The sequence below is a fragment of the Streptomyces sp. 1114.5 genome, assembly GCF_003635085.1.
GTDB lineage: Bacteria > Actinomycetota > Actinomycetes > Streptomycetales > Streptomycetaceae > Kitasatospora.
In genome coordinates, this window is sequence record NZ_RBXE01000001.1 from 1,022,995 (window position 1) to 1,048,038 (window position 25,044).

A 25,044-nucleotide genomic window follows, 5' to 3' on the forward strand; every position below is an offset into this window, starting at 1 on the left:
GCGCCCGAGCGACAGGTCTGCGGACGTCCCACTCCGTACCCACGGCCCGGCCGGGCCTAGAGGTTCAGCGCCTTGACGATCTCCTCCTCCAGCGACAGCACGAACGCGTCCTTCGGCTGGGCCTGCCGGGCGAGCGGAGGGGCCGGCGGCTCCGACCGCTCCTGGGGCTCCGGGTGCTCCGGGTGCTCCGGAGCGAACAGCGGCGGCGCCGGGCGGCGGAGCGCGAACCAGTCCCGGAGGTCGGCGAGCGTGCACGGCTCCCCCCGCTCCCGGCGGCGCAGGACGAAGTCGGCCACCCGCCGCAGGCCGTCGGTCGTCGGCTCGGCGCCCTCCGGGGTCCCGAGCAGTTCCCGCACCAGGGCCACCGTGCCGGTCGAGGTGCCCCCGGCCAGCTCGACCAGCCGGTCGACGGCCCGGACGTGGGCCAGGCCCTCGGGGGTCGCGGTGGTGAACTCCCGGCCGTAGGCCGCCCTGCCCCACCGGACGGTGCTCTGCAGCCGCTCCTGCCCGACGCCGGGGGGGAGGCTTCCGTCCTGCTCCAGCGCCCGGCGGACGTCGTCGAGGAGCAGCGCGTCCCCGCCGAACCTCGGCTTCCCGTCCCCGGCGTCCTCGCTGAAAGTCAGGTAGTGGTCCGCGGGCACCTGCCGGTCCGTGGTCTCCGACAGCGGCAGGTCGACGGTGAACGGCACCAGCCCCCGCTCGGCGACGGACTCCCGGCCGCCGTCGAAGAAGGTCACCTCGATCTCCGCAGCACCCGCGTACCGGGCCATGGGCACCGACCCCTTGCCGTTGACGACCAGCGGGCCGGTCTCGCCGAGGGCGCCGCCGTCCCGCCAGAGCCGCTGGGCGCCGCCGGTGAGGCCCGGGGTGTGGGTGAGGTCGCCGGCGAGCTTGACGCCGACCTGGGCCTGCAGGCCCGCCTGCCGGGCGTTCAGCTCGGTCAGGACGGAACCGGAGGCGAGGCTGTTCGCCGGGCTCAGCTCGACCGCGGTGTCGTTGGTCCGGTGCACCAGCTCCAGGAGCTTCACCCGTACCTCGACGCCCTTGTCCTGGCCCAGCAGCCACCGCCCGGGCGAGGCCGTGGCGATCTCCGTGCCCCGGCTCGCGGTGCCGAACAGCGCCGACAGGTGGCTGTGCGAGGTGATGTTCTCCACCGCCGCGCCGAGCTGCCGCCACGCCCGCGCCCCGAAGTACTCCCGGCCGCGCAGCCGCACCAGGTCCTGCACGCCGCCGACGTCGCCGAGCCAGCGCAGCACGTCGGTGTCGCGCAGGCCCTGCCAGACCCGGGCGGGCGGGACGGGGACGGCGACCTGCTCCGGCTCCACCACGGGGACGGGCTGCGGCGGCGGTGCCTCCTGCGCCGTGGATTCGGTCGTGGATCCGGTCGTGGATCGGGCCTTCGGCTTCGACTCGGGGGCCGGCCTGGTCTCGCCGGTCTCGACGATGGCCTCGTAGCCGATCCGCGCGGTGCGCACCACCGTGGTGGCGGCCCCGGTCAACGGCCTGCGGGTGATCCGGAGGCGCAGCTGCGCGTCGCCGTCGTAGGCGCTGCCGGGCACCTTGGCCTTGCTGGCCATCCCGGCGCCGGTGCTCCGGCTCAGGATGTCCATGTGGTCCTTGCCCCAGCCGACGGTGCCCGTCAGCCCGACCGTCACCGGCACGGCTCCCGCCACCGGGATCGTCCCGTTCACCCCGACGGTCAGGTTGTTGCCGTGGCCCGCACCGAAGTTGGTGACGCCGTCGGAGCTGGCGAAGCTGTGGTTCACCTGGGTGGCGGCGTTGAACTCGGTCGTCCCGGTCCCGCCCAGGTGGTCGCTGCGGTCGAGCAGGACGGCGTCGATCCGCACGGTGGTGCGTCCGTGCCGCACGATGATCGCATCCCCGGCCGTCATGGCCTTGAGGCGTGCCTGCAGCCTGGTCGGGGTCAGTTCCTCCGTCAGCTTGCGGACGATGCCCTCGCGGTCGCTGCCGAAGGGGTTGCCCTCGGTCCGGTCCAGCTGGTGGAGGACCGATTCCGCGAGCGACCGGCCCTGGTGGAGCGGGTACACGTCGCCGACGACCGTCGAGGAGTCCAGCCGGCGGTGGTCCAGGTAGCCCGCCGGCTGACGGGTCGTGGCCGGGGCCGGCGGCGCGGCCCCGCCGTCCACGGGCAGGGCGTCGCGCCGCGGGACGGCCACCCGGGCGCTGCCGTCCACGTGGTCCCGGAAGGTGCCGTCGTGCAGGCCGAGCCGGGTGAACCTGACCTCGACCCGGTACCGGGTGGCGGTGTCGAAGAAGACGGCCGGCTCGGTGTGCTTGCCCCGGTTGGACACCGAGGCGATGGTGTCCGCGGCGCCGCCGTAGGTGCGGTCGATCCGGTGCGTGTACCCGGCCGTGACGTCGACGAACGTGGTCTTGAGCTTCCCCAGGACGCCGCCGGTGTAGCGGTTCAGCCGGTCCCGGGCGTAGCCCTGGCCGCTCGACGTCTGGGTGCCGGACTCGAACTCGTACTTCTCCGTGGTCGAGTGGTACGTCGATGCGCCCAGCTCGGCCGTGACGGTGATGTCGGCCCGCCAGGTCTTTCCGGAGACGGTCTCGGTGATCCGCCCGCCCCGGGTGAGCTGGGAGAGCTGCGTCTTGAACGCGACCCGGCCGAAGGTCTCCCCGATCCGGAACCGCACCTCGTCGGACAGGTCGCCGTACTTGGCCCACACCGCCTCGGTGACGGCCTCGCGCACCCGGGCGGCGCCGGTCAGGGTGTGCACCACGTAGGAGGCGTTCAGCTGGTGGCGCTCGGCCATCCGCTGCGGCGCCCGGTACGGCGCCTCTGCCACGTCCTGCGCCGGCTTCGGCGGCTTCGGCGTTTCCGGCGTGAACTCCGGCTCGCCGTCCGCGTTCCGGTGGACCGTGACGTCCGTCGTCTCCCGGCTGTCCAGGCCGAGCTCGACCCGAACGCGCTCGCTGACGGAGGTGCCGCCGGGCCTGCCGGCGGCCTCCCCGAAGCGGACCTCCAGCACCAGCTCGGCGCCGTAGATCGCCTGCGCGACCCCGTGCTTGCCGCTTGCGTACGAGCGGTCGGCGTCCCGGCCGCGCCAGGCGAACCGGTCCCGCTGCTGGCCGCTGCCGGTGGCGGAGAGCTCGATGCCCGGCGTCTCCTTGCGGACGACCCCGCCGAGTTGGCCCTGGGCGGCGAAGGTGCGGGTGAGCAGCCGGCGGTCGGCGGAGAACTCGCCGGTCTCGTTCACCTGGTTGAGCTCGGCCTTGGCGTCCTCCCGCCGGTAGGTCAGCTTGGCGAGCTCGGCGGTGGCGGTGACCACGACGCCGTCCTTGCCGTGCAGCTTCAGCTCCAGCGGCTCGCCCCGGGTCATCGCGGTGAGCCGGGACGCCAGCCTGGGCTGGCCGAAGGCGTGCATGACCTCTTCGCGCACCGAGCTCCAGCCGTCCCCGAACAGCTCCCGGCCCTTGGCGTCCACCGCCCGGCGCAGGACCGCGGTGCTCTCCAGGTCCCGCAGGACGACCGTCTCGTCCAGGCCCTCCGTCCAGACGTGCTCCGGCGGTGCCTTGGCCGCGACCGGGCCGGGCGGCTCCGAGGCGGGCTGCTCCGGTGCGGGCGGCTCCCCGGGCGCGTCCCCGGTGTCGGCGCGGTCGACCAGCAGCTTCACCCCGGCCTCGCCCGCCGGGTGCTTCTCGTCCCGGCCGTTGAAGGTCAGCTCGAACCGGACGGTGCCGTCGTAGACCACACCGGGCACCTTGGACTTGCTGGTCAGCTGGGAGAGCTGCGCATGCCCCGAGACCTCGACGTGCTCGCGCCCCAGCCGTCCGGTGGCCCCGGCGTTCACCAGCGCGCCGTCCGCCTTCGGCCCGAACGTGGGCACGACCGGGAGCTGGGTGGCGTGGGCGCGGTCCGTGACGCTGCTGTGCACCTGCTGGTGGACGGTGCCGATGGTGAACTCGGTCTCCTTGGTGGTGCCCACCTGGTGCGGGTCCACGACCCTGGCGGTGATCCCGACCGAGGCGAGCGTCCGGCCCCGCCGGTCGGTCAGCACCACGGTCACCGGCTCGTCCGCCGTCATGCTCTTCAGGTCCCGTTGCAGGCGGACGAAGTCGACCTCGGTGAGGAGCTTGCGGCGCAGCGCGGGCCAGTGCTCGCCCAGCTCCCGGACGGCCTTGGCCTCCACGCCGTGCAGCAGTGCCTCCACCGGCCGCAGTCCGTGCTGCTCGCCGCGCGGCGAGAGGTCCAGCACGATGTCCTGGCCGCCGATCCGGCCGTCGAGCAGCCGCTTCGGGGCCACCCGGGGCGTCTGGTCCGCCGGGTCGTGCACGGGGATGCCGACCGTCGTCCCGACCTCCACGGTCGCGGTCCGCCGGCCGTCCTCGGTGTGCACCAGGGCGCTCTCGTGCCGGAGGTCGCCGAAATCGAGCTCCAGTTTCAGCTCGGTGGCGTACACGTCGTTGAGCGTGGCGGTCTTCGAGCGCGCTACCTGCCCGCCGGCGTCCAGGCGCACCTCGCTGCTGCCCCGGTCGTGGAAGTAGCCGACCAGCTCGGCGAGGTCGCCGGTGCCGCTCGCGTGCTTGCCCTGGAAGCCGAGGTTGTACTGCGAGCGAAGGTCCCCGCGCGTCCCGGTGAGCACCGTCCGGTCGGCGCCGTTCTCGATCTCGATCTTCTCCTGGCGCAGGAAGGTGCGCTTCAGGACCTCCCCGCGCAGCGAGATGCTGCCGCTCCAGCCGCTGCCGTCGAACGGGGCCGTCCAGACCTCGCCCCGGGAGAGCGCGGCGAGCACGGGCCGCAGCGTGGCGGGGCCGAAGTAGGCGTCGGCGAAGGAGCGGATCGCGGCGCGGTCGCCCGGGGTGATCCTGGCGAGGACGTCGATGACCTTGTCGCGTACGGCCGCCTCGTGCTCGGTCAGGCCGATCACGAGGTCGGTGCCGGCGATCGCGGCGGGCCTGGCGGGCGGCTCGGGCTTCGGCTCCTCGAACAGCTCCCCGAGCAGCTGCCCGTCGGACTTCTCCTGCTCGGACCTCTCCTGCTCGGTGGCCTTCCCGGGCAGGACGTCCTCGTCGGCCCGCTCCTGGGCGTGCTCCCGGCCGCGTGCGTCGGCGTGCTCCTCGTGCCGCGGCCGGAGGACCGGCTCCACGGGCCTGCTGCCGTCGTAGTGGTCGACGCCGTTGTAGTACACCGTGACGGGCTGCCCGCCCTCCGGGCCGAGGACGCCCCGGTCGTGGATCCCGTCGTGGTGCATCAGTCGCAGCCGGATGCCCAGGGCGTGGGCCAGGGCCGCCGGAAGCATCTCCCCCGCGGCCGTCCCCCACTGGCTGCGCCAGTTCCGGACGGTCCGCAGCAGGGCCTCGCGCTCGTGCGGCAGCGCGGGGCTGTGCCCGTCGGTGATGTACTGCGCGACGATGCCCTCCAGCTCGCTCCGGCGCATCCCCGCGAAGCTCGGCCGGTCCGCCTCGGGGACGTACGCCAGCAGCTGCCGGTCACTCAACTCGCCGAGACGTCCGAGCAGTTGTCCGCGCAGACCGCGCAGCACCTCGGCCGGGAAGTCCTCCGGCGCCAGGTCGCGGTAGTGGTTCTCGACCGCGCGCCGGAGCGCGTGGATCCCGCCCCCGCTCCCGGATCCGGAGACCAGGTGGGGCGCGCTGACCGCGACCGCGTTCAGCAGGCAGAGGCCGTTGCCCGAGACCTTCACCCGGGCGCCGGGCAGGCCGAACTCCTCGACGCCGAGGGGCACCTCCAGCCCGTCGTGGCTCATGGCGTGCAGCGGGGCGGGGCGCACGCCACCCCCCGGGCCACTCGCGTCGGGCCGGGGGGTGGCCCAGAAGTCGGTGATCAGGCCGTTCTGCTGGCGGACCGTCACGCGATGGGTCGGGAAGTCCCGCACGATCTCGACGGGCAGCGCCGCGCCGGCGGCCCCGCCCAGGGCGAGCCGCCGCTGCGCGTCCTCCAGCAGGTGGTAGGCGAGGCTGCGGCGGTCGGCCGGCGCCCACGCGGCGGGCATGCCCCGGCCGGCGTCCGCCGCCAGGTTGGGCATGGCCCGGTCCACCCGCGGCCCGAACTCCGCCGCCATGTCCCCGGCCGGGGGACGGGCGCCGGTCCACGGTGCGTCCGGCGCCCGCAGCGGCCGGGCCTGCGGCACGGCGGCCACCTGGGTGAGGGGGGCCGGGTTGTGCGCCGCCAGGAAGCGGGCGAACGCCGGGAGGTCGCGCCCGGCGGTCTGGAGGACGTCGGGGATCAGGACGTCGAGCGCGCTCAGCAGGCCGTTGTCCCTGGTCGCGGCCGCCTGGCGGGGGTCGGTCCGCAGGCCGGCCTGGCGGTCCGCCTCCATGACCACGGCGACCGGGTCGAACCCGGGCCGGCGGCGCAGCGCCTGCCCCGGGTCCGCGGCGAAGTCCAGCCGGACCCGGACCAGGGGATCCCCACCGGCCCGGCCGAAGAACTCGTCGAGCCTGCGCTGCAGTTCGGCCCGGTTGTTCGGGGTGTCCGTCAGCCCGCCCAGGTGGACGTTGAGGGCGAGTTCGACGCCGTGCTGGCCGCTGTCGAAGCGCACGTGCCGGAAGGCCCCGGGGATGTACGCCGTCGTGCCGAGGCTGCCCACCCACACGGGGGACTGCGCGACGATGTCGGCGGCGCTCCACTGCCGGTGCGGCTGCACGGTGGCCGGGCGGTGCGTCAGGTGCCGGCCGTCCTCGGTGACGCCCTCGATCAGCACGCCGTCGGCCAGCCCGATCCAGTGCTCGGGCCGGGCCCCGGGCGGGCTCTGCGTCCGGCGGTCGGCGTACGCCTGCGCCACCGCCTGTTCGACCTTGGCTGGGGTCCAGGCGGCGGGGTACAGGGTGTGGGTGCGCCAGTCGTCGCGCCGGTGCCAGTTGCCGGGGAACCGGGCTTCCGGGGAGTCCGGGTGGACCTTCGGGTCGAGGTACCAGACGGCGGCCCGGTAGGTGCCGTTGTCGTTGGTCTTCCACGGCTGGTCGACCCGGACGCCGCGGAACTGGTTGGCCACCGGGTTCGGCACGTGGTGGGCGCCGTCGAGGGTGCGGCGGTTGCCGTAGCGGACGTGGTCCTCGGTCGACTGGCCGAAGGCGCCGTCGACGGGGCGCCACGGCGCGTGCGCGGGGGTGTCCAGCCCGTCCTGCCACGCGGAGGGGCGGAAGGAGACGATCCGGCCGCCCCGGACCTCGCCCTCGATCCGCACTCCGTCGTACTCGCCCAGCCAGTGGTACGTGGCGTCCCCCGAGCGCTCGATGCCGAGCGTCCTGCGGGCCGTCAGCGGGTGCTCGCCGGGCCGCGGGCCGGCGGGCAGGCCCGTACCGGCCGGCGGCCGGCCGGGCTGCGGGGCGTCGCCGGCCCGGCGGGCGGCGAGGTGGGCCTGCTCGGCCGCGTACACGGCCTGTTCCGCCGTCCAGTGCCTGGGGAACATCGTCCGCGTGGCCAGCGGGCCGCGGGTCTGGTCGAAGTCGCCCGTGCGCCGGCCGGAGTGCATGACCCGCTCGGCGGCGGTGGCCGCCACCTCGAAGGTGCCGTTGCGCTTGAGCGAGCCGGCCACCTCGGCGGGCCGGGTCCGGCCCGAGCCCAGCGTCGGATAGAGGTGGCCGCCCCTGCCCTTGCGGTCGCCGTGCAGCGCGGTCTCGATGACGTCGCCGCCGAGCGAGACCCGCCGAGGCAGGCCGTCCGCCGTGAATCCGCCGTGCTGGACGGGCTTGCCGGTGCTGTCCGCCGCCGGCACGCGCGAGGGCGTGCCGAGGGCCAGGTCGATGGCCGAACCCAGCTGGCGCAGGTTGCGCGGCTGGAGCACCGTGTCGGGCAGCCGGCGTATCGGGCCGCCCGGTGGGTGGTCCGCGTCGTTGTGCAGGCGGCCGCCGGGGAGCAGGAGCCGGGAGCCCATCTGGCCGCCGTCCGGGTACATCGGGCGGCGCCGCTGGCCGTTGGCGGACTCCCGGTACTCATCGGGGAACCCGAGGTGATGGCCGATCTCGTGCCCGAGGGTCACGGCGGGGGTGCCGAAGTGCCAGGCCCGGTGGTGCACGCGCCCCGGCTCGGGGTGGATGGCCACGGTCTGGGCGGCCGGCCCGGGCGTGTCGAGGAGCACGACACGGACCCTCAGCAGGTCGCCGTCGGGCAGCCGCTGACCGAGGTTGTACGCCTGGTCGACGCCCTCGGCGACGCGCGACTTCAGGGCCTCCAGGGCCTCGCGGACGTCGGGGCGCTGGAGGTCCAGGCGGCGGGTGTCCAGGTGGAGCCTGACCGTCAGGACCTTCTCGTGGTCGACGACCCGGCCGGTGTCGTCGCGCAGTTCCACCCGGTGGACCTCGAAGCGCTGGCCGCCGCGCAACTGCAGCCCGCGGACGAAGTCGTTGCGCGGCGGCACCGCCGTGGTCAGGGGCTGCCCGAGGTCCTCCGCAGCGGACACCCTCCGGTGGTGGGGCTCGCCCCAGAAGTCGGTCACCAGGCCGCCCTCGACCTTGACGGCGACCCGGACCCCGCCGAAGTCGCCGCGATGGATCCGGGGCGCCGGGGGGCCACCGGGGGCGCTCTCGTGCGCGCTCCGCGGCTCGTTGTGCGTCACGACCCAGTGCGCGGCGTACCGCTTCATGTCGTCCGGCCAGGTCGCGGGCAGCCGGCGGCCCGCTCCGGGTTCGAGCACCGGGGCGAAGGCCTGCGCGATGGCCGGGCCCTGGCCGTGGACCCAGCCGGCGACCGGGTCCACGGGGTCCGGTGGCTGGTTCTCGGCCACCGCCAGCCGGCGCGCCTGGTGGTCCAACGGCGGGGATCCGTGGAGCAGTTCGCCGGTCAGGCCGGCCAGCCCGGTGGCGTCCAGGGCGTCCGAGAGGTCCTGGAAGAGCTCGGCCAAGGAGGTGACGGTGTCGTTGACGACGTCGAGCTGCGGCGCGTCCTCCGTCCCCTCGACGTAGTTCAGCCGCAGCCGGACCAGGCCGGCGCCGGGGAGGTTGCCGAAGTGCGCGTCGACCAGGTCCTGGAGGTGCCGTTGCGCAGCCTCGACGTCCGGGTGGTTCGGGCCTCCCGGGTGGACCAGTTCGAGGTCGGCGAGGATCTCCACGCCCTCCTGGCCGCTGTCGAACAGCACCCGCCGCACGCGCAGCGGCACGCCGTACTCGTCGCCCGCGTCGTGCAGGACGCCGTCGTGGACGATGTGGTCCTCGGCCCAGACGGTGTGCGCGGCGTGCGGCTGGTTCAGCGTCGGGCTGTGGGCGACCACCCGGCCGTCCACGGAGAGGCCCTCGATCCGCACCCCGCCCGCCTCGCCGATCCAGTACCGGACCTCACCGCCGGCCATCGGCACCAGGCCGTCGGCGCTCGTCGGTGACTCGGCCCAGTGCAGGGTGCCGTCGGGCATCCGCTCACTGTGGAACGCGTTGGCGAAGGCCTCCTCGACCCGCTGGCGGGTGGCCTGCCCGGTCCAGTCCAGCGGGTAGTACACCGCCTTGGCCGGGGCGTCGGCCGCCCGGCGCAGGTTCCACGGCAGCTGCGCCTCCGGCGACCCGGGCACGACCCCGGGGACCGGCGTCCAGTCGTGGACGCGCACGACGCCGTTGTGGCCCACCGAGTGGTCGGTGGCCGGCCAGCTGGGCGGCCGCACCGGCTCGGGCGGCGGGGCGCCGACGGCACCGACCCGGTGCCAGACCCCGCCGGGCGGCGGTCCGACCGGGGTGGGGGCGGTCCAGGCCGAGAAGGGGCCCCCGGCCCCGAGGATCGGCATCGTGTACAGGGGCTCGGACTGCTCGTCCGGCTGCGCCTCCCGGTGCGGCGCGGCCGGCGACTGCGCGTCGGCCGACGACTCGTGCGGTTCCGGGGCACGGTGCCGTACCGCGGTCGGCTGCGACACCACGGGCAGGCCCTGGAAGTCGACGATCATCCCGTTCTCGGTACGGATCTCCAGCGCGAAGGTGACGAGACCCCAGCGGAAGGTGTCCGCCGTGACGCCCTTCTCCCGCGCGGCCTCCAGGACGTTGTGGGCCACCGTCCTGCGCTGCTCGTCCGTCCAGGAGTCCGGCATGCCCCGGCCCGCGTCGGGGCGCAGGTTGGGCATGGCGGCCGCCACGGCGGCGGCCTGGTCGGTCGCCAGGTGGGTCAGCTCGTTCGCCGGCGGCCGGGTGCCGGTGCCGGGCGCACCGGGCGCCCGCAGCGGGGACGCGCCGACGGCCGGGTGCTGCTGGACCAAGTCCCGTACGTACGTGTGCAGTTCGGCCTGGGCGGCGTCCATCAGGTCGGGGACGAGGGCGAACAGGGCATCGCGGATCCCGTCCTCCGGGTCCACCTGCTGCTCGTCCAGGGCGCGCAGCAGGGCCGGCAGGTCCTCCGGGCCGCGGGGGTGGGCCGCGGCCGGGTCGGCGGTGATCGCCAGCCGCAGTCGCACCCGCGGCTCGCCCTCGGCCCCGCCCAGCAGCCGGTCCGCGTGACGCTGCAGCTCGGCCCGGAGGTTGCCCTGGTAGGCGGCCGCCTCCGCCGGGTCCACGTGGACCCGGACGGTCAGTTCGAGCTCGCGCGTGCCGTCGGCGGACACCAGCTCGCGCAGCGCTCCGTGCAGCCGGCCGGCCGGGCCGATCGGCACCTGTCGGGCGGGTGAGGCCGTGACGGTGGCCCCCGGCTCGTGCCGGGAGGGGGCGGGCTGCTCCGCGGTCGGGCGGTGGGTGAGGTGCACCCCGTCCCGGGTGATGCCCTCGATCCGCACGCCGTCGGCCTCGCCGACCCACTGCTCGGTCCGGCCGTCGGTGCTGACGGTCCGCCGGTTCCGGTGCGCCTCCTCGACGGCCCGCTCGATGCGGCTCTGCCGCCAGTCCCGGGGGTACATGGTGTGGGTCGGCGCGTCGTTGCGCCGGTACCAGTGGGAGGAGATCCAGGCCTCGGGCGAGTCCGGGCTCACCTTCGGGTCCAGGAACCACACCTTGGCCTGGTAGGTGCCGTTCGGGTTGGCGCTGCCGGCCAGCTCGCGCACCCGGACTCCGTGGAAGACCCCGCTGCCGAACCCCGCCGCGGTGTGGGCCCCGTCCAGCACGAGGCGGTCGCCGTAGCGGAGGTGGTCCTCGGCGGCCTGGGTGAAGGCGGGGTCCTTGCCGCGCCAGGGCAGGTGCGTCGGGACGTCCAGCCCGGCCTGGTCGTGGGACGGGCGGAACGACAGGATGCGGTCGCCGCGCACCTCGCCCTCGATCCGCACCCCGGCGTACTCGCCGGTCCAGCGGTACGTCACGTCCGCGGGGCCGTCGGAGGCCCCTCCGGCGGAGGCCGTCGACCGCCGGTCGACCGTGCCGGCCCGGCGTGCCGCCAGGTGCGCCTGCTCGACCGCGTACACGGTCTGCTCCAGCGTCCAGTGCCTCGGGAACATGACCCTGGTCCGGCGGCCCTCGACGTCACCCGCCGACCGGGAGGTCTCGGTCCGGTGCCGCAGGTCCTCGCGCACCAGGAAGGTGCCGTTGCGGTTCACCGCCCCCGGCAGCCGCTCCGGAGCCGGGCGGTCCGATCCCGGGTACGGCATCAGGTGGCCGCCGCGGCCGTCCGGCCCGCCGAACAGCGCCCGGTGGACGACGTCCCCGGCCAGCTTCACCTCGGCCGGCAGGCCGTCGGCCGCGTGCGGGAGGCCGGGTGCCGGGGCGTCGAGTCCGGCGGACTTGAGCGCACCGTCGACGACCGCCCCCAGCTGCCGCAGGTGGCGGGGCTGCAGGAGGGTGTCGGTGACGTGCGGCTCGCGGTCCCCGGTCGCGTTGTCGGCCGAGTCGATGGCGAAGCGGCCGCGCCGGTCAGTCAGGTGGGTGGCCATCAGGCTGCCGTCCGGGTACACCGGCCGGCGGCGGTGGCTCGCTTCCCGGTACTCGTCCCGCAGGCCGAGGTGGTGGCCCAGCTCGTGCCCGATGAAGTAGGAGGCCGAGCGCAGGTGCCACTCCTGGTGGCTCTCGCGCAGGTCCTTGGGTTCGACGACGACGGTCGACGCGCCGTCGCCCGGGCGGTCCACCAGCTGCGTGCGCACCCGCAGGAGGTCGCCGTTCGGCAGCCGCTGCCCCAGGTTGAAGGTCCGGTCGGCGCCCTCGGCGGTCCGCTTCCTCAGTTCGGCCAGCTCACGCCTGGTCCGGGCGTCGGTCAGGTCCAGCCGGTCGGTGTCGAGGTGCAGCCGGACCGTCAGCACGGTCTCGCGGTCCACGACCGCACCGGTGTCGTCCCGCCGCGCGATCCGCTGGACGGTGAATCCCTGGACCTCCCGGTCGTCGAGGCCGGCGAGGAACGGGTCCCGGGGCGGCCCGACCACCGCGAGCACGGGCCCCAGGTCCTCGTCGCCGGAGACCCTGCGGGCGGACGGCTCGGCCCAGTAATCGACGATCAGGCCGTTCTCGGTCAGGACGTTCAGCCGGACGTCACCGAAGCCGCCACGGTGGACGGTCGGCGCGGGCGGCCCGTCCGGGGCCTGCTCGTGCAGGGGCCGGCCGTCCTCGTGGGCGGCGACCCAGTGCGCGGCGTAGCGCTGCTGCTCCGGGGTCCAGGCCGAGGGCAGGCCGCGGCCCGCGGTGGCCGGGAGGTCGGCGGCGAACAGGCCGGTCAGGTCCTCGGCCTCGCCGTGGATCCAGGTGCCCGGCGCATGGGCGGGAGGCACCTCGGGCGCGTCGAGGAGCAGGCCGGCCGTCAGGTCGCCCAGGCCGGCGTTGTGTACCTCGGACACGAGGTCCGGCAGCAGCTCGGCCAGGTGCTGCGGCTCCGGGCCGCCGACCAGGACGCCGTCACCGGCGGGCGCCTCGACGAAGTCCAGCCGCAGCCGGAACGGCAGGTCCCCGGGCACCAGGCTCTGCGCCACGAACTCGTCGGCGAGCGCCTGCATCCGCAACTGCGCCTCGGCGAAAGCCTCGTCCCCGACCCCGGCGGCCCGGCCCACCCGGATCTCGGCGGACAGCTCCACCCCCTCCACGCCATCCTCGGACACCGTCCGCCGCACCCGCGACGGCACCCCGAACGGATCCCCGTCCAAGGGCACCTGCGAACCGAACCGCACCTGCGGCTGCACCAGCGTCGGGCTGTGCAGGGCCATCTCGCCGTTCAGGCGGATGCCCTCGATCCGCACCCCGTCGACCTCGCCGACCCAGTGCTCCGCGATGCCGTCGCCCTCTGCGGACGACAGCTGCGCCAGCTGGACGAACTGCGGCTCGCCGTCCGGTCCGGTGATCCAGACGTCCCGCTCGCCCGCTTCGAAGTGCTCCCGGTGGTGGGCGTTGTGGTAGGCCTGCCAGACCTTGACCAGGGTGTCCTCGGCCGTCCAGTGCTGCGGGTAGTACACGGCGGTGCCCGGGGAGTCCGCCGGCCGGCGCCGGTTCTGCGGGAACGCGGCCTCCGGCGACTCCGGGTCGACCCCGGGGACCGTCTGCCAGGCGTGCACCCGCACCACGCCGTTGTCGTCCACCGTGTGCGTGGTGGCGGGCCAGGCGGAGCCGGGCCGCAGCGGCTCGTACGGCCCGGCACCGCCCGGGTCCTCCGACCGCTGCCAGGGCCCGCCGGACTCGTGCACCACCGGGCGCGGCAGGCCGCCGGGCGCGGACCAGAAGTCGACGATCAGGCCGTTCTCGGTCAGGACGCTCAGCCGGACGCCGCCGAAGCTGCCGCGATGGACGGACGGCGGCGGTGTCCCGTCGGAGGCGGTCTCGCCGACGGGACGCCCGGGGTGGTGCGAGGCGACCCAGTCGGCGGCGTAGCGCCGCTGCTCCGGCGTCCAGTCGGACGGCAGGCCGCGGCCCGCGTGAGCCGGGAGGTCGGCGGCGAACATGGCGGTCAGGTCCTCCGCCTCGCCGTGGACCCAGGTGCCCGGCGCATGGGCGGGAGGCACCTCGGGCGCGTCGAGGAGCAGGCCGGCCGTCAGGTCGCCCAGGCCGGCGTTGTGCACCTCGTCCACGAGGTCCGGCAGCAGCTCGGCCAGGTGCTGCGGCTCCGGGCCGCCGACCAGGACGCCGTCACCGGCGGGCGCCTCGACGAAGTCCAGCCGCAGCCGGAACGGCAGGTCCCCGGGCACCAGGCTCTGCGCCACGAACTCGTCGGCGAGCGCCTGCATCCGCAACTGCGCCTCGGCGAAAGCCTCGTCCCCGACCCCGGCGGCCCGGCCCACCCGGATCTGCGCGGACAGTTCCACCCCCTCCACGCCGTCCTCGAACACCATCCGCCGCACCCGCGACGGCACCCCGAACGGATCCCCGTCCAAGCCCGCCTGCGAACCGAACCGTACCTGCGGCTGCACCAGCGTCGGGCTGTGCAGGTAGATCGCGCCCTGGTAGAAGACGCCCTCGATCCGCACGCCGCCGGACTCGCCCGCCCAGTGCCACGCGTCGCCGCCCGTCAGGTCCAGGAACTGCGGCCCGCCGTCGGCCCCGATGGTCCGGACCCGCCGCGCCTCCGGCGGGAGGAACGTCTCGGAGGTGCGGTTGGAGTAGGCCTCCTGGACGTGGTGCCAGGTCTCGTCGGCGGACCAGTGCTGCGGGTAGTACACCGCGCTGCCCCGGGAGTCCGCCGGCCGGCGCCAGTTCTGCGGGAAGTCCGCCTCCGGCGACTGCGGGTGGACCCCGTCGACCGTCTCCCAGGCGTGAACCCGGACCACGCCGTTGTCGTCCACCGTGTGCTCGGTGGCCGGCCACGGGGCGGACGGGCGGACCGGCTCGTACGGCGTGCCGTACCCGTCGTCGAGCCACTGCCAGATCCCGCCGGCCTCCAGGACGGGCGGCTCCGGCTGGTGGTGGATCGGCGCGCCTGCGTCCGCGTGCAGGGCCATCAGGTCGGGCTGGTGGCGCTCGGCGCGCGAGCGGTACTGGTCGGCGAAGGTCTGGCCCGGGGTGCCCTCGAAGCCGGTGATCCGCCCGCCCTCCAGCGTCACCCGGAGTTCGACGCCGGCGAACCGGCCGGTGACCGTACCCGTCTCGTCCGCCCCGAGCGAGGCCAGCTGCTGCTCCGCGACCCGGCGCGCCGCGTACCGGCCCTCGGCGGCCGTCCACTCGCGGGGCAGGCCCCGGCCCTCGTGGTCCGCGTGGGCGGGGGCGAAGGCCGGTGCGTCGAGGCCGGCGGCCTCCAGGTCCGCCAGCCGGGTGCGGGTGGGCGGGCGGTGGCCGGTGCCCGGGGTCACCGGGGCGGTCAGCGGCGGCTCCGGCGCGGGGGCCCGGTGCAGCCCGGCGACCAGCTCGCCGATGTTCCGCAGGCGCGAACGGAGTTGGGAGGCGAACGCCATCTCGTTCGAGGACACCGGCGGCATCGCGTCCGGGTCGGCGGGCCCGGCGACGAAGCGGAGCCTGACCCGGACCGGTCGGCCACCGGGCTGGTCCTCGGGCGGGAACAACTCCCGGGCCTGGGTGTCGGCGGTCTGCTGGAGCGCCTGCCGCCGCTCTCGGGTCAGCTCTGCGCCGTGGTCCCTCACCTGGACGACCAGTTCGGTGTCCGGCTGCCCCTCGCCCTCCGGCCGCACCCGGCGGTAGCCGATGGAGTAGTCGATGTCGCCCTCCACCACGGGCCGCTCCCACAGCGTGAGCCCCCCGTCCTCCCCGTCCCCGTGGCGGGCGGGCTGCCACTCGGTGGGGCGGTGCACCAGGTGCTGCCCGTCCCGGGTGATGCCCTCGATCCGCACGCCCTGGGACGTCCCGATCCACCGCAGGCTGCCGTCCGGCAACTCCTCTTCGAACACCCGGGCCCGGTACGCCCGGTCGACCCGCTCCAGGACGTCCTCGGACACCCAGGAGTCGGGGTAGAAGGTGCGGGCCGGTTGGCCGTCGGGGCGGTGCCAGCGGGACGGGAAGTCGCTCAGCGGCGAGTTCGGCGCGACCTGCGGGTCCAGGAAGTAGGCGGGCGCCCGGTAGGTGCCGTTGCGGTTGGTGCCCACGACCGTCCCGATGTGGACGCCGTGCACGGCCGCGTCGACGGGCCGGCGGCCGCTGTGGTGGTGGAAGCCCGTGAGGGCGTGCCGGTCCCCGTAGCGGGTGAGGTCCTCGACCCGGTGGCCGTAGGGGTGCGGGACGGGCCGGGGGACGAAGGCCTCCGCGGTGAGCCCGCTCTGGTCGGCGGCGGGGCGGAAGGAGGTGAACTCGCCCGCCCGGATCCCGCCCTCGATCCGCACGCCGGCGTACTCGCCGACCCAGTGCTGCGAGAGGCTTCCGTGCCCGGTGATCCCGCCGTTGCGGCGGGCGTGCAGGTAGGCCTGCTGCGCCGCGTACACCGCGTCCTCGGCCGTCCAGTGCGCGGGGAACATCGTCCGGAACCGGTCGCGCGCCGCTTCACCGGCGTCGGCGCGGTAGGTGCCGTTGGCGTTCTCCGCCCCGGGCAGCCGCGGGAGCCGGCGCCGGTCGGCGGCCGGCGGCGGGGCCAGGTGGCCGCCGAGGCGGTCCGGGCCGTCGAAGAGCGAGATCCGGCGGGCGTCCTCGCCGAACGTCGCCCGCAGCGGGAACTCGCCCGCGGGCACCGGCCGGGGGGCGGTGCCGAAGACCCGGTCGAGGACGGCGCCCAGCTCGTTCAGGTTGTGCGGCCGGAGCGACACCGGCGGGGACTGCCGCTCCGTCGCCACGGGGTGCTGCGCGTCGTACCAGACCCGGCCGAACTCGTCCCGGCCGGGCGCGGTCATCAGGCCGAACTCCGGGTGGACGGGCCGCGGGCCGACGTCCTGGCGCCGGTACTCGTCGACCAGGCCGAGCAGGTGGCCGACCTCGTGGCCGATCACCCGTGGCTCGGTGTCCACGCCCCAGTGCTGGGCGTGCTCCTGCGAGGTGTGGGGCTGCACCTCGACGACGTGGTGGGCGTCCTCCGGGTTGTCGACGAACCGGACGGCGACCTCCAACAGGTCGCCGTCGGGCAGCCGCTGGCCCTGGTTGAGGACGTCCCGGACGCCTGCCTCCGCGTTCAGCCGGACCAGGTCGAGCTGCTGCTCGACTTCGGCCGGGGATCCCTCCAGGCCTTCGGCCTCCAGGTGGATCCGTACGGTCAGGACGGTCCTGGTGTCGCCACCGGGCTCCTGCACCCGCCGGGCCTCGTAGGACTGGATGAACTGGGCCTGCTGGGAGCGCAGGAAGCGGTCGACGGGCGGGCGCACCTCCGCCGTCGCCAGCACCCGGCCGGACCCGGTGGACGCCGGATCGCCGGAGTGGCGGCCGCCGGGCGCCGCCCAGACGTCCACGACCCGCCCGTTGCGCACCCGCAGCCGGAGGCGGACGCCGCCGAACTCCCCGGTGAGGATCTCCTCCGGCCGGCCCCTGCTCGGGCCGTTGTGCTCCGTGAAGACCCGGTGGGCGGCGTAGCGGGCGTCGTCCAGCGTCCAGTCCGCGGGGAAACCGGGGCTGCGGCGCTGCCAGTCCCGGCGGTCGAACGCCGAGCGCAGCTCGCCCGACCCGTCTGGGTCGCCCGGGTCCTGCAGTCGGAACAGCGGGGCGTCGTACGCGTCGGCTCCGGCCCGCTCCTCCGCGGTGCTCTCGAACACGAGGTCGGCCACGTCCTCGGCGTTCTCACGACCGAACTCCTCCGGCAGGTGCTCGGCGAGCACCGGATCGGCGTCGGGCCGGACGGCGATGTCCACCACGCCAGGGCCCGGCCGGTCGGTGAACTCCAGGGTCAGCCGCAGGAGTCGGGTGCCGTCGAGCTCGCCGAAGTGGGCCGCGGCCTGGGCCTGCAGCCGCGCGGCCGCGGCGCGGACCTCCCCGGGCGACATCCCGGCCGCCGGGCGGAGGTGGACGGTGAGGGCGATGTCGTGCAGCTCGTGGCCGCTGTCGAGGAGCGCCCAGCTGATGCGGAGGTCCGGGGTGCCCTCGCCGCCGAGCTCCGCGGGGGCCGACACGTGGAGGACCCTGGTCCGCGAGGACAGCGGAGCGCCGTCGGGCCGGGTCTCGGCCGGGCCGTGCGCCACGACCCGTCCGTCCTGGGAGATCCCGGCGATCAGCACCCCGTCGTGGCGGCCGATCCAGCGGGAACGGCCGTCGCCCAGGTCGACCCACCGGTCCGGGTGGCCGGCCACCCGGGCGACAGCTGCCCGGACGTCCGCGGCGCTCCAGTGGCCGGGGTAGTGCAGATGGCCCCGGCCCGTCGGATCGAGGCCGTCCAGGCCCGTCCGGCGGACGCCCCCGGCTTCGAGGAGGACGCCCGGCTCCCGGACGGCGGGCGCCACGGTGCCGTCCTCGGTGTGGTGGCCGAGACTGCCCAGCGCCTCGTCCGCGACCGCGCCGAGGGAGCGCAGGACAGGTGGGGACAGCTCCGGGACGACCCGGTCCACGCCGTCGTGGGTGTGCTCGGCGGCGGGGACGGTGAGGGCCCGGCCGAGCTGGTGGACCAGCGCGTCCCGGGAGATGCCGAGGTGCCAGTTCGCGCCGTCCTGGCTGACGCTGCGCTCGTGCAGGCGCACCGTCCGGTGCGGGTCGCCGGTGCCGTCGACGAACTCCACCCGCACCCGCAGCAGGCTGCCGTCCGGGAGCCTGCTGCCGGTGTCGAACGCGGCGGCGGCCTCCCGGATCCGTGCCCGCAGCGCGGCCACGTCGGCCTGGGTGTCCGGCCCGGTGAGGCCGGAGGCGTCCAGGTGGGTGCGCAGGACGAGGACGGTGACGGGCTCGCCGTCCGGCGTGGTGGTGCCGCGCCGCAGCTCGAACCGCTGCGGCGGGGTGTCGCCCAGGGTGACCTCGGCCGACTGGTGGCCGGGCAGCAGCGCCGTCGCCAGGTCCTGGGCCAGGTGCGGGAACACCGCGGGGTGCACGACGGGCGCGGGCTGTGCGGACGAGGACGACGAGGACGAGGACGAGGACGAGGAGGACGAGGCTTCGGCGGTGGCCGGCAGCTCGTGCGCGCCGGCCGGCGGCTCGCCCGTCGTCCTGCGGGCCGGCTCGGGGACGGGGCTGTTGAACTGCGCCGGGAAGGCGGCCTTGTTGCCGACCCCGTAGAAGTCGAGGATCTGGTACTCCTGCCAGTCCCGCCTGACCTCGATCGTGACGCCGTTGTACTCCACCCGCGAGACCAGCACGAGGTTGTTGTCGGGGTCCCGCGTCTCCCGCCCGATCCGGGTGCCCTTCAGCGCCGCGTGCCGGGCCTCCGCCGCGGTCCATCCGTCCGGGAGGTTGCGGCCGGCGTCGGCGCGCAGGTTCGGGGAGAAGGCGTCCGAGGCCATCGGGTCGTAGTCGAACGGATGCTCCGTCGGCGGTCGCGTGCCCGTCCCCGGTGCGCCGGGCTCGACCAGCGCCGGCTCCACGGGCCGCCGCCCCCCGGGTGCCGTCCACGCCGAGGACGTGGCCGGGTCCGGGGCCGGACCGGCCGCCCGACGGGCCGTCTCCGTGAACCCGGGCGTCAGCGAGCGGGTGAGGCCGGGCAGGAGGGTGCGCAGGTCGGCGTCGCCGGTGAGCGAGTCCGCCCGGAGCACGGCGTCGGGGTGCGCGTCGGCCTCGTGGTCGGTGAACTCGACCGTCAGCCGGACCGGCGGATCGCCGTCCGACCGCTGGTTCCGGACGAACTCGTCGACGACCTTCCGCACCGCCGCGCGGGCGGCCGCGGTCTCCTCCGGCGACGCCCCGTCCGCGGGGCGCAGGTGTACCGCCGCCTTGAGCTCGATGCCCACCTGTCCGTCAGCGAGGCGGATGTGGCGGCCGGTCAGGGCGGGGCCGCCGGTTCCGTCCCCGGCCGGGGGCCTGGTCCAGGCGGTGAGCGGCTGCTCGGCGGTCGGGCGGTGCGTCAGGTGGCGGCCGTCCCGGACGATGCCCTCGATCCGTACGCCGTCCGCCTCGCCCACCCAGCGCACGGCGCCGGATCCCAGCGTCTCGGAGGTGTGCCGTGCCGCGTACGCCTTCTCGACCGCGGTCAGGACGTCGTGCGCCTTCCACGCCTTGGGGTAGAAGGTGTGGGTCTCCCAGTCCGCGCGCCGGTGCCAGCGGGAGTCGAACGTCGCCATCGGGGCGCCCACGACCACGGTCGGGTCGAGGAACCGGACGCCCGCCCGGTAGGTGCCGTTGTCGTTGACCAGGAGCGGCTTGTCGTCCACCTTGATGCCGTGGACGGTGGCGGCCGAGGCGGTCGGCTCGTGGTGGACCCCGGTGAGGGTCTGCCGGTCGCCGTACCGGACGTGGTCCTGGACCCGCAGGTCGAAGGCCCCGCCGGTCGAACGCCACGGCACGTACGCCGGGGTGTCCAGGCCGCCCTGGTCGTCGGAGGGGCGGAAGGAGGTGAACTCCCCCGCCTTGATCTCGCCCTCGATCCGCACGCCGCCGTACTCGCCGACCCAGTGGTAGGAGTACAGGCCGGTCTCGGTGACCCTGCCGGTGCGCCGGGCGTGGTGGTACGCCTGCTCGGCGGCGTAGGACGCGTCGTCCGCCGTCCAGTGCTCGGGGAACACCGTCCGGCTCCGCACCGCCCCGGGCCGGTGGTCGGCCAGCTCCCCGACGTGCATCCTCGGCGCGGCGGCGGGCCCGCCGACCACCTTGAACGTGCCGTTGGGCTGCTCCGACCCGGGCACCCGCTGCGGCCGGGGCCGCTCGGAGCCCCGCGGCGGCACCAGGTGGCCGTCCAGGCCGTCCGGCCCGCCGTACAGGGCGCGGCGCAGCACGTCCTCGCTGAACCGGGCCCGGGCCGGCCGGTCGCCGTCCGGCGCCGGGCCGCGGTCCCGGCCGAAGGCCGCGTCGACCACCCCGCCGAGCTGCCGCAGGTTCCGGACGGCCGGCGGGGTGTGGGGCAGTGCCCGGACCGGGCCGCCGTCGGGGTTGTCCATGTCCACCAGGGAACGGCCGAATCCGTCGGTGTAGCGGCCCGCCATGATCCCGAGGTCCGGGTGGACCGCCCGGCGCCTGGACTTCGCCTCCCGGTACTCGTCGGGCAGGCCGAGCGCATGGCCGATCTCGTGGGCGATCACCCGCGACTCGGTCGTCAGGCCCCACTCGCGCAGGTTCTCCCGGGCCGACTTCTCCACGACCGTGACCGTGTGGTGGGCCGTGCCCGCGTCGGGGACGAACTCGATCTCGACCCGCAGCAGATCACCGCTGGGCAGCCGCTGCCCGAGGTTGTAGACCTTCTCGACCCCTGCCCTGCCCCGCTGCCGAAGGGCCTCCAGGGAGTCGGCGGTCTGCGGATCCGCCGGATCCAGCGCCGGGTCGAGGTTCAGGTGGACCCGGACCGTCAGCACCGTCTCGGTGTCCCCGTCGGCCAGCCGGACCCGGCGGGCGTCGAAGGACTCCCACTTCCGGTCGGCCGTGGCGCGGGTGAACGCGTCCTGGGGCGGCCTGATCTCCTTCGTGGGGACCAGCACCACCTCCGGCTCGTGCACCGGGGCGGTCGTCTGCGGGCGCAGCTTCTGGTGCGGCTCGCCCCAGACGTCGGTGATGACGCCGTCCTCCACCCGGACGTTGAGCCGCACGCCGGCGAACTCGCCGCGGTGGACCCGGGGGGCGGAGCGGCCCCCGGTCGCCTCGCCCACGACCTCGGCCTCACCCGTCCGCAGCACGTGCCGGGCGGCGATCCGGGCTTCGGCGTCGTTCCATTCGGAGGGCAGGCCGCGGCGGGGGTGGTCCCAGGCCGCGTCCGTGAACGAGGACCGCGGGCCGCCCGAACCGGTCTCGGCGACGTGGACCTCGGTCACCCGCGGGGCCTTGCGGGTCTGCATGCCCATCACGAAGTCGAGGTCGTGCTTGCCCGCCGCCTCCCGGAACTGCTGCGGCAGCACCTCCCGCAGCGTCGGTTCCATCCCGGGCGTGACCGCGAGGGTGAGCGCGTCGTCGGCCGCCGCCTCGGCGAACTCCACGCGCACATTGAGCAGTTGCCCGTCGTCGGCACCCGCCTGCTGGTCGGCCGTGAACCGGGTCGCGAGCGTCCGCACCTGCTGCCGCACCGCCTCCAGCTCGGCGTGCGTCATGCCGGCGGACGGCTCCAGGTGCAGCCGGACGGTGAACTCGAAACCCTCCTGCCCGGTGTCGAACCGCACCCGCTGCAGGCTCACCTTGTCGTACCCGAGAAGCTCCGTCACGGCCCCGCGGCCGGCCACGGCCGTCTCGTGCCACGCCTCGTGGGGGGCGACAGGAGCAGGGGCGTCGGCCAGCGGGCGGTGGAACAGCAGCCGGTACTGCGGGTCGAGGACCGCCTCGATCCAGACGTCCCCGGCCCGGCCGACCACCCCGATCAGGCCGTCCGGCCGCGCATGGGCCTGGCCGTTGCTCACCGCCTCGTAAACATGCCGGGCGACCGTGTCGGCGCTCCAGCCCTCCGGGTAGTACACCCGTTCGGGCGCGCCCGGCGGACGCTGCCAGGCGCGCGGGAAGGCCGTGATCGGCGAACCCGGGACCACCCCGGGCTTCAACTGCCAGCCGTCGTGGTCGCGCACGACCCCGTTGGCGTCGGTCAGCGGCCCGGGGCCGGGGCGCGAGGCCGTGCGGTCGGGGCGCAACGGGGCGGCGGCCACGCCGTCGGCGTCCACGTAGGGCTGCCAGCCGGGGAAGTTGACCGGGTCCGCCGCCGGGAGGTGGTGCTGGACGGGCGGCTGCTGCTGGGTGTCGCCGTTCGGCTGGGTGTCCCCGACCGCCGTGCCGTCCGTTCCGTCCTGCGGCGTCCGGGGGAACCGGTCGTCCGACGACTCCCCGAGGACGGTGTCGTGGTTCGGCGGCGACATCGGCAGGTCGTCGTCGCGCTCCGCCGGCACGTACCGCAGGTAGCCGTCGTCGTCCTCCACCAGGTACTGCAGCTTCGGATCCCGCTCCTGCCGGACTCCGGTGCGGCGGTCCCGGGTCTGCTCCTGGCTGTGCTCCTGGCCCAGCAGGACGGATGCGACGTTCGGATCGGGCTGCTGCTCGGTGCGCGGTTCCCTCATCGGGGGGCGCGGAGTGGGCCGGTGGTCGGAGGAGGTGGGGACGTGGGCGGCGCCGGCGCTCGCGGTCGCCGTCGCGGTCTTCTCCTGAGGGGTCTCGCGCGGCTCCGGCTGCTGGGCCGTCGTCTGCTGCTCGCCGGCGGACCGGGTGCGGCGGGGGGCCGGCTTGCCGGGCTCGTCGTTCTTCGGCGCCTCCTGCTTCGGCGTTTCGGACTTGGCGGCGTCCGGCTTGGGCCCGGTCGGCTGGTCCGGGTCGGACTGCAGCCGGACCGGCGGGGTGGTGGCGGACGAACCCGCCTTCGCCGCCTTCTGGTTGGAGCGGCCGTGCGGCTCCGGCTCGGACTCGCCCGGGCTGGAGGTCTTCCGGTGCGGCGGCGCCGGCTCGACGTGGGTGTCGGCGTGGGTGTTCTGGTTCTCGCCGAGGAAGTGCAGCCCCGCCAGGCCGATCGTCCCGGAGTCGCCGTGCTCCCCGGACTCCAGGTCCATGTGCGGCAGCAGCTTCTGCATCAGCTCGGCGACCTCGGGGTCGGGCTTCGGCGTCTCGTGCTCCACGCCCGCGAACTTGTTGATGGTGTTGCCGATGTCGTCCAGCGAGGCGCCGTGCAGCTTGGCGACCTCGAAGGCGCCCGGGTGGCCCATCCGCGGCACCGGGAAGGGGACGACCTTGCCGGAGGCCAGGCAGGCCAGGGCGGCGAGGTTGATCGGGTGGTAGTACGGGAAGTACTTCGAGGCCCCCTCGCCGACCTGCTTGGCCTGCTGCTCCTGCACCCAGGTGTGGTACCTGGTCATCAGCGGGTGCGAGCCCAGGTGCATCAGGTGGCCCATCGCCCCGGTCATCATCCCGCCGACGAAGCTCCCCGCCGAGACGGAGAACTCGTGTCGGTCGTCGAAGATGAGGTTGTAGAACCCCTCGGTGAGCACGTTCTGCACGCCGCTGCGGAGGTAGTTGCCGAGCGCCATCCCGAGCTGGAACATCTTGTTCCCCTCGGTCAACTGCCCTGCGAGCTGCGGCAGGTGCTCGGTGAGCATGGTGACCTGGCGGGCCGACAGCTTCTCCCCGACCTCCTTGGAGAAGACCCCGGAGAGCGCGTCCTTCACTCCGGCCCGCGCGGCCTCGTTGGATCCCCAGTGGCCCGCGAAGGCCTCGCCGAACTCCCGCCCCAGCTTCCCGGCGATCTCCTTGCCGCCCAGGCTCTCGGCGAGGTGCTTGCCGAAGATCCGCTCCATGTCCTTGACGAAGATCTCGGAGAGCGTGCCCTTCCCGGTCTTACCGAAACCGTGCCGCAGCTGCTCCGAGCCCGCCTCCATCAGCCCGCCGAGCTCCCGGGCGAAGGCCTTGGCCTCCTTCTTGGTGAAGGGCAGCTTGGCGAGCTCCTGCTCGGACTTCTCCAGCAGCTCCTTGCTGACCTTGCCGAGCGAGCCCGCCTCCGCTTTCTCCGCCCCCTTGGCGGCGGCCTCCAGCAGGCCCTTGAGGCCTTCCAGGTCGCCGTGGACCAGGAAGTTGCTGAGCTTGTCCGCCAGCAGCCGGCCGCCGCTCTTGCCGAGGAGGCGGCCGAGGAGCTTGCCGAGGCCCATGCCGAGCAGGTCCAGCGGGCCGCCGAGGACACCGCCGATGAGGCCGAACAGCGCCGCCTGCTTGGTGAGTTCCTTGTCGAACTCCTTGCGGTTGCCCTGGTCCATCTGGATCTTCTGGAGGATCTGGTCCAGCACCACACCGCCGACCACGCCCGAGAAGGTGTGCATCAGGATGGTCTTCATCAGGTACAGCATCAGGGCCTTGAGCGCGGCCTTGGTGAGCAGCTTCTTGAGCACCAGCCCGGACAGGCTGGTGCCGAAGCTGAACGGCGACCAGAAGATCGCCAGGGCGATCTCGATCATCAGCTGGACCAGCTGGGCGATCGCCATCCACTTGGTGTACTCGACCGAGTTGGCCACGTCGCCGGCGCAGTCGGCGAGCTCCTTGGCGGACTTGGCCGCCGCGGAGACGTAGTCCTCGCCGCCGTCGGCCTCGCCGATGAACGACTTCATCTTCCAGGCGAAGGTCGTCGCGGCCTGGCCCTTGAACTGCCTCAGGCAGCTGATCGCCACGGTCTCGATCAGGTCCCGCATCGCGGGCAGTTCCTCGTGCAACTGCTCGTACGCGTCCCGGATGTCGCGCAGGTCGCCCTCCTTGATCTCCGGCCAGGGCATGCCGGTGATGATCGTGAAGAAGCGCGCTGTCGAGGGGCTGACCTCGATGGACGAGTGGGGCACGTGCTGCCTGCCGTTTCCGGTCGGTCCGGGAGAAGTGCTTCAGGGGCGA

General features: G+C 74.8%; 1 protein-coding gene. It reads right to left on the reverse strand.

The features are described 5' to 3' along the window. Positions 1 to 56 precede the first annotated feature (56 nt). Entirely contained in the window at positions 57 to 24,995 is a 24,939-nt protein-coding gene (locus BX285_RS04435) for an EndoU domain-containing protein (RefSeq protein ID WP_121174513.1), read from the reverse strand. Positions 24,996 to 25,044 lie beyond the last annotated feature (49 nt).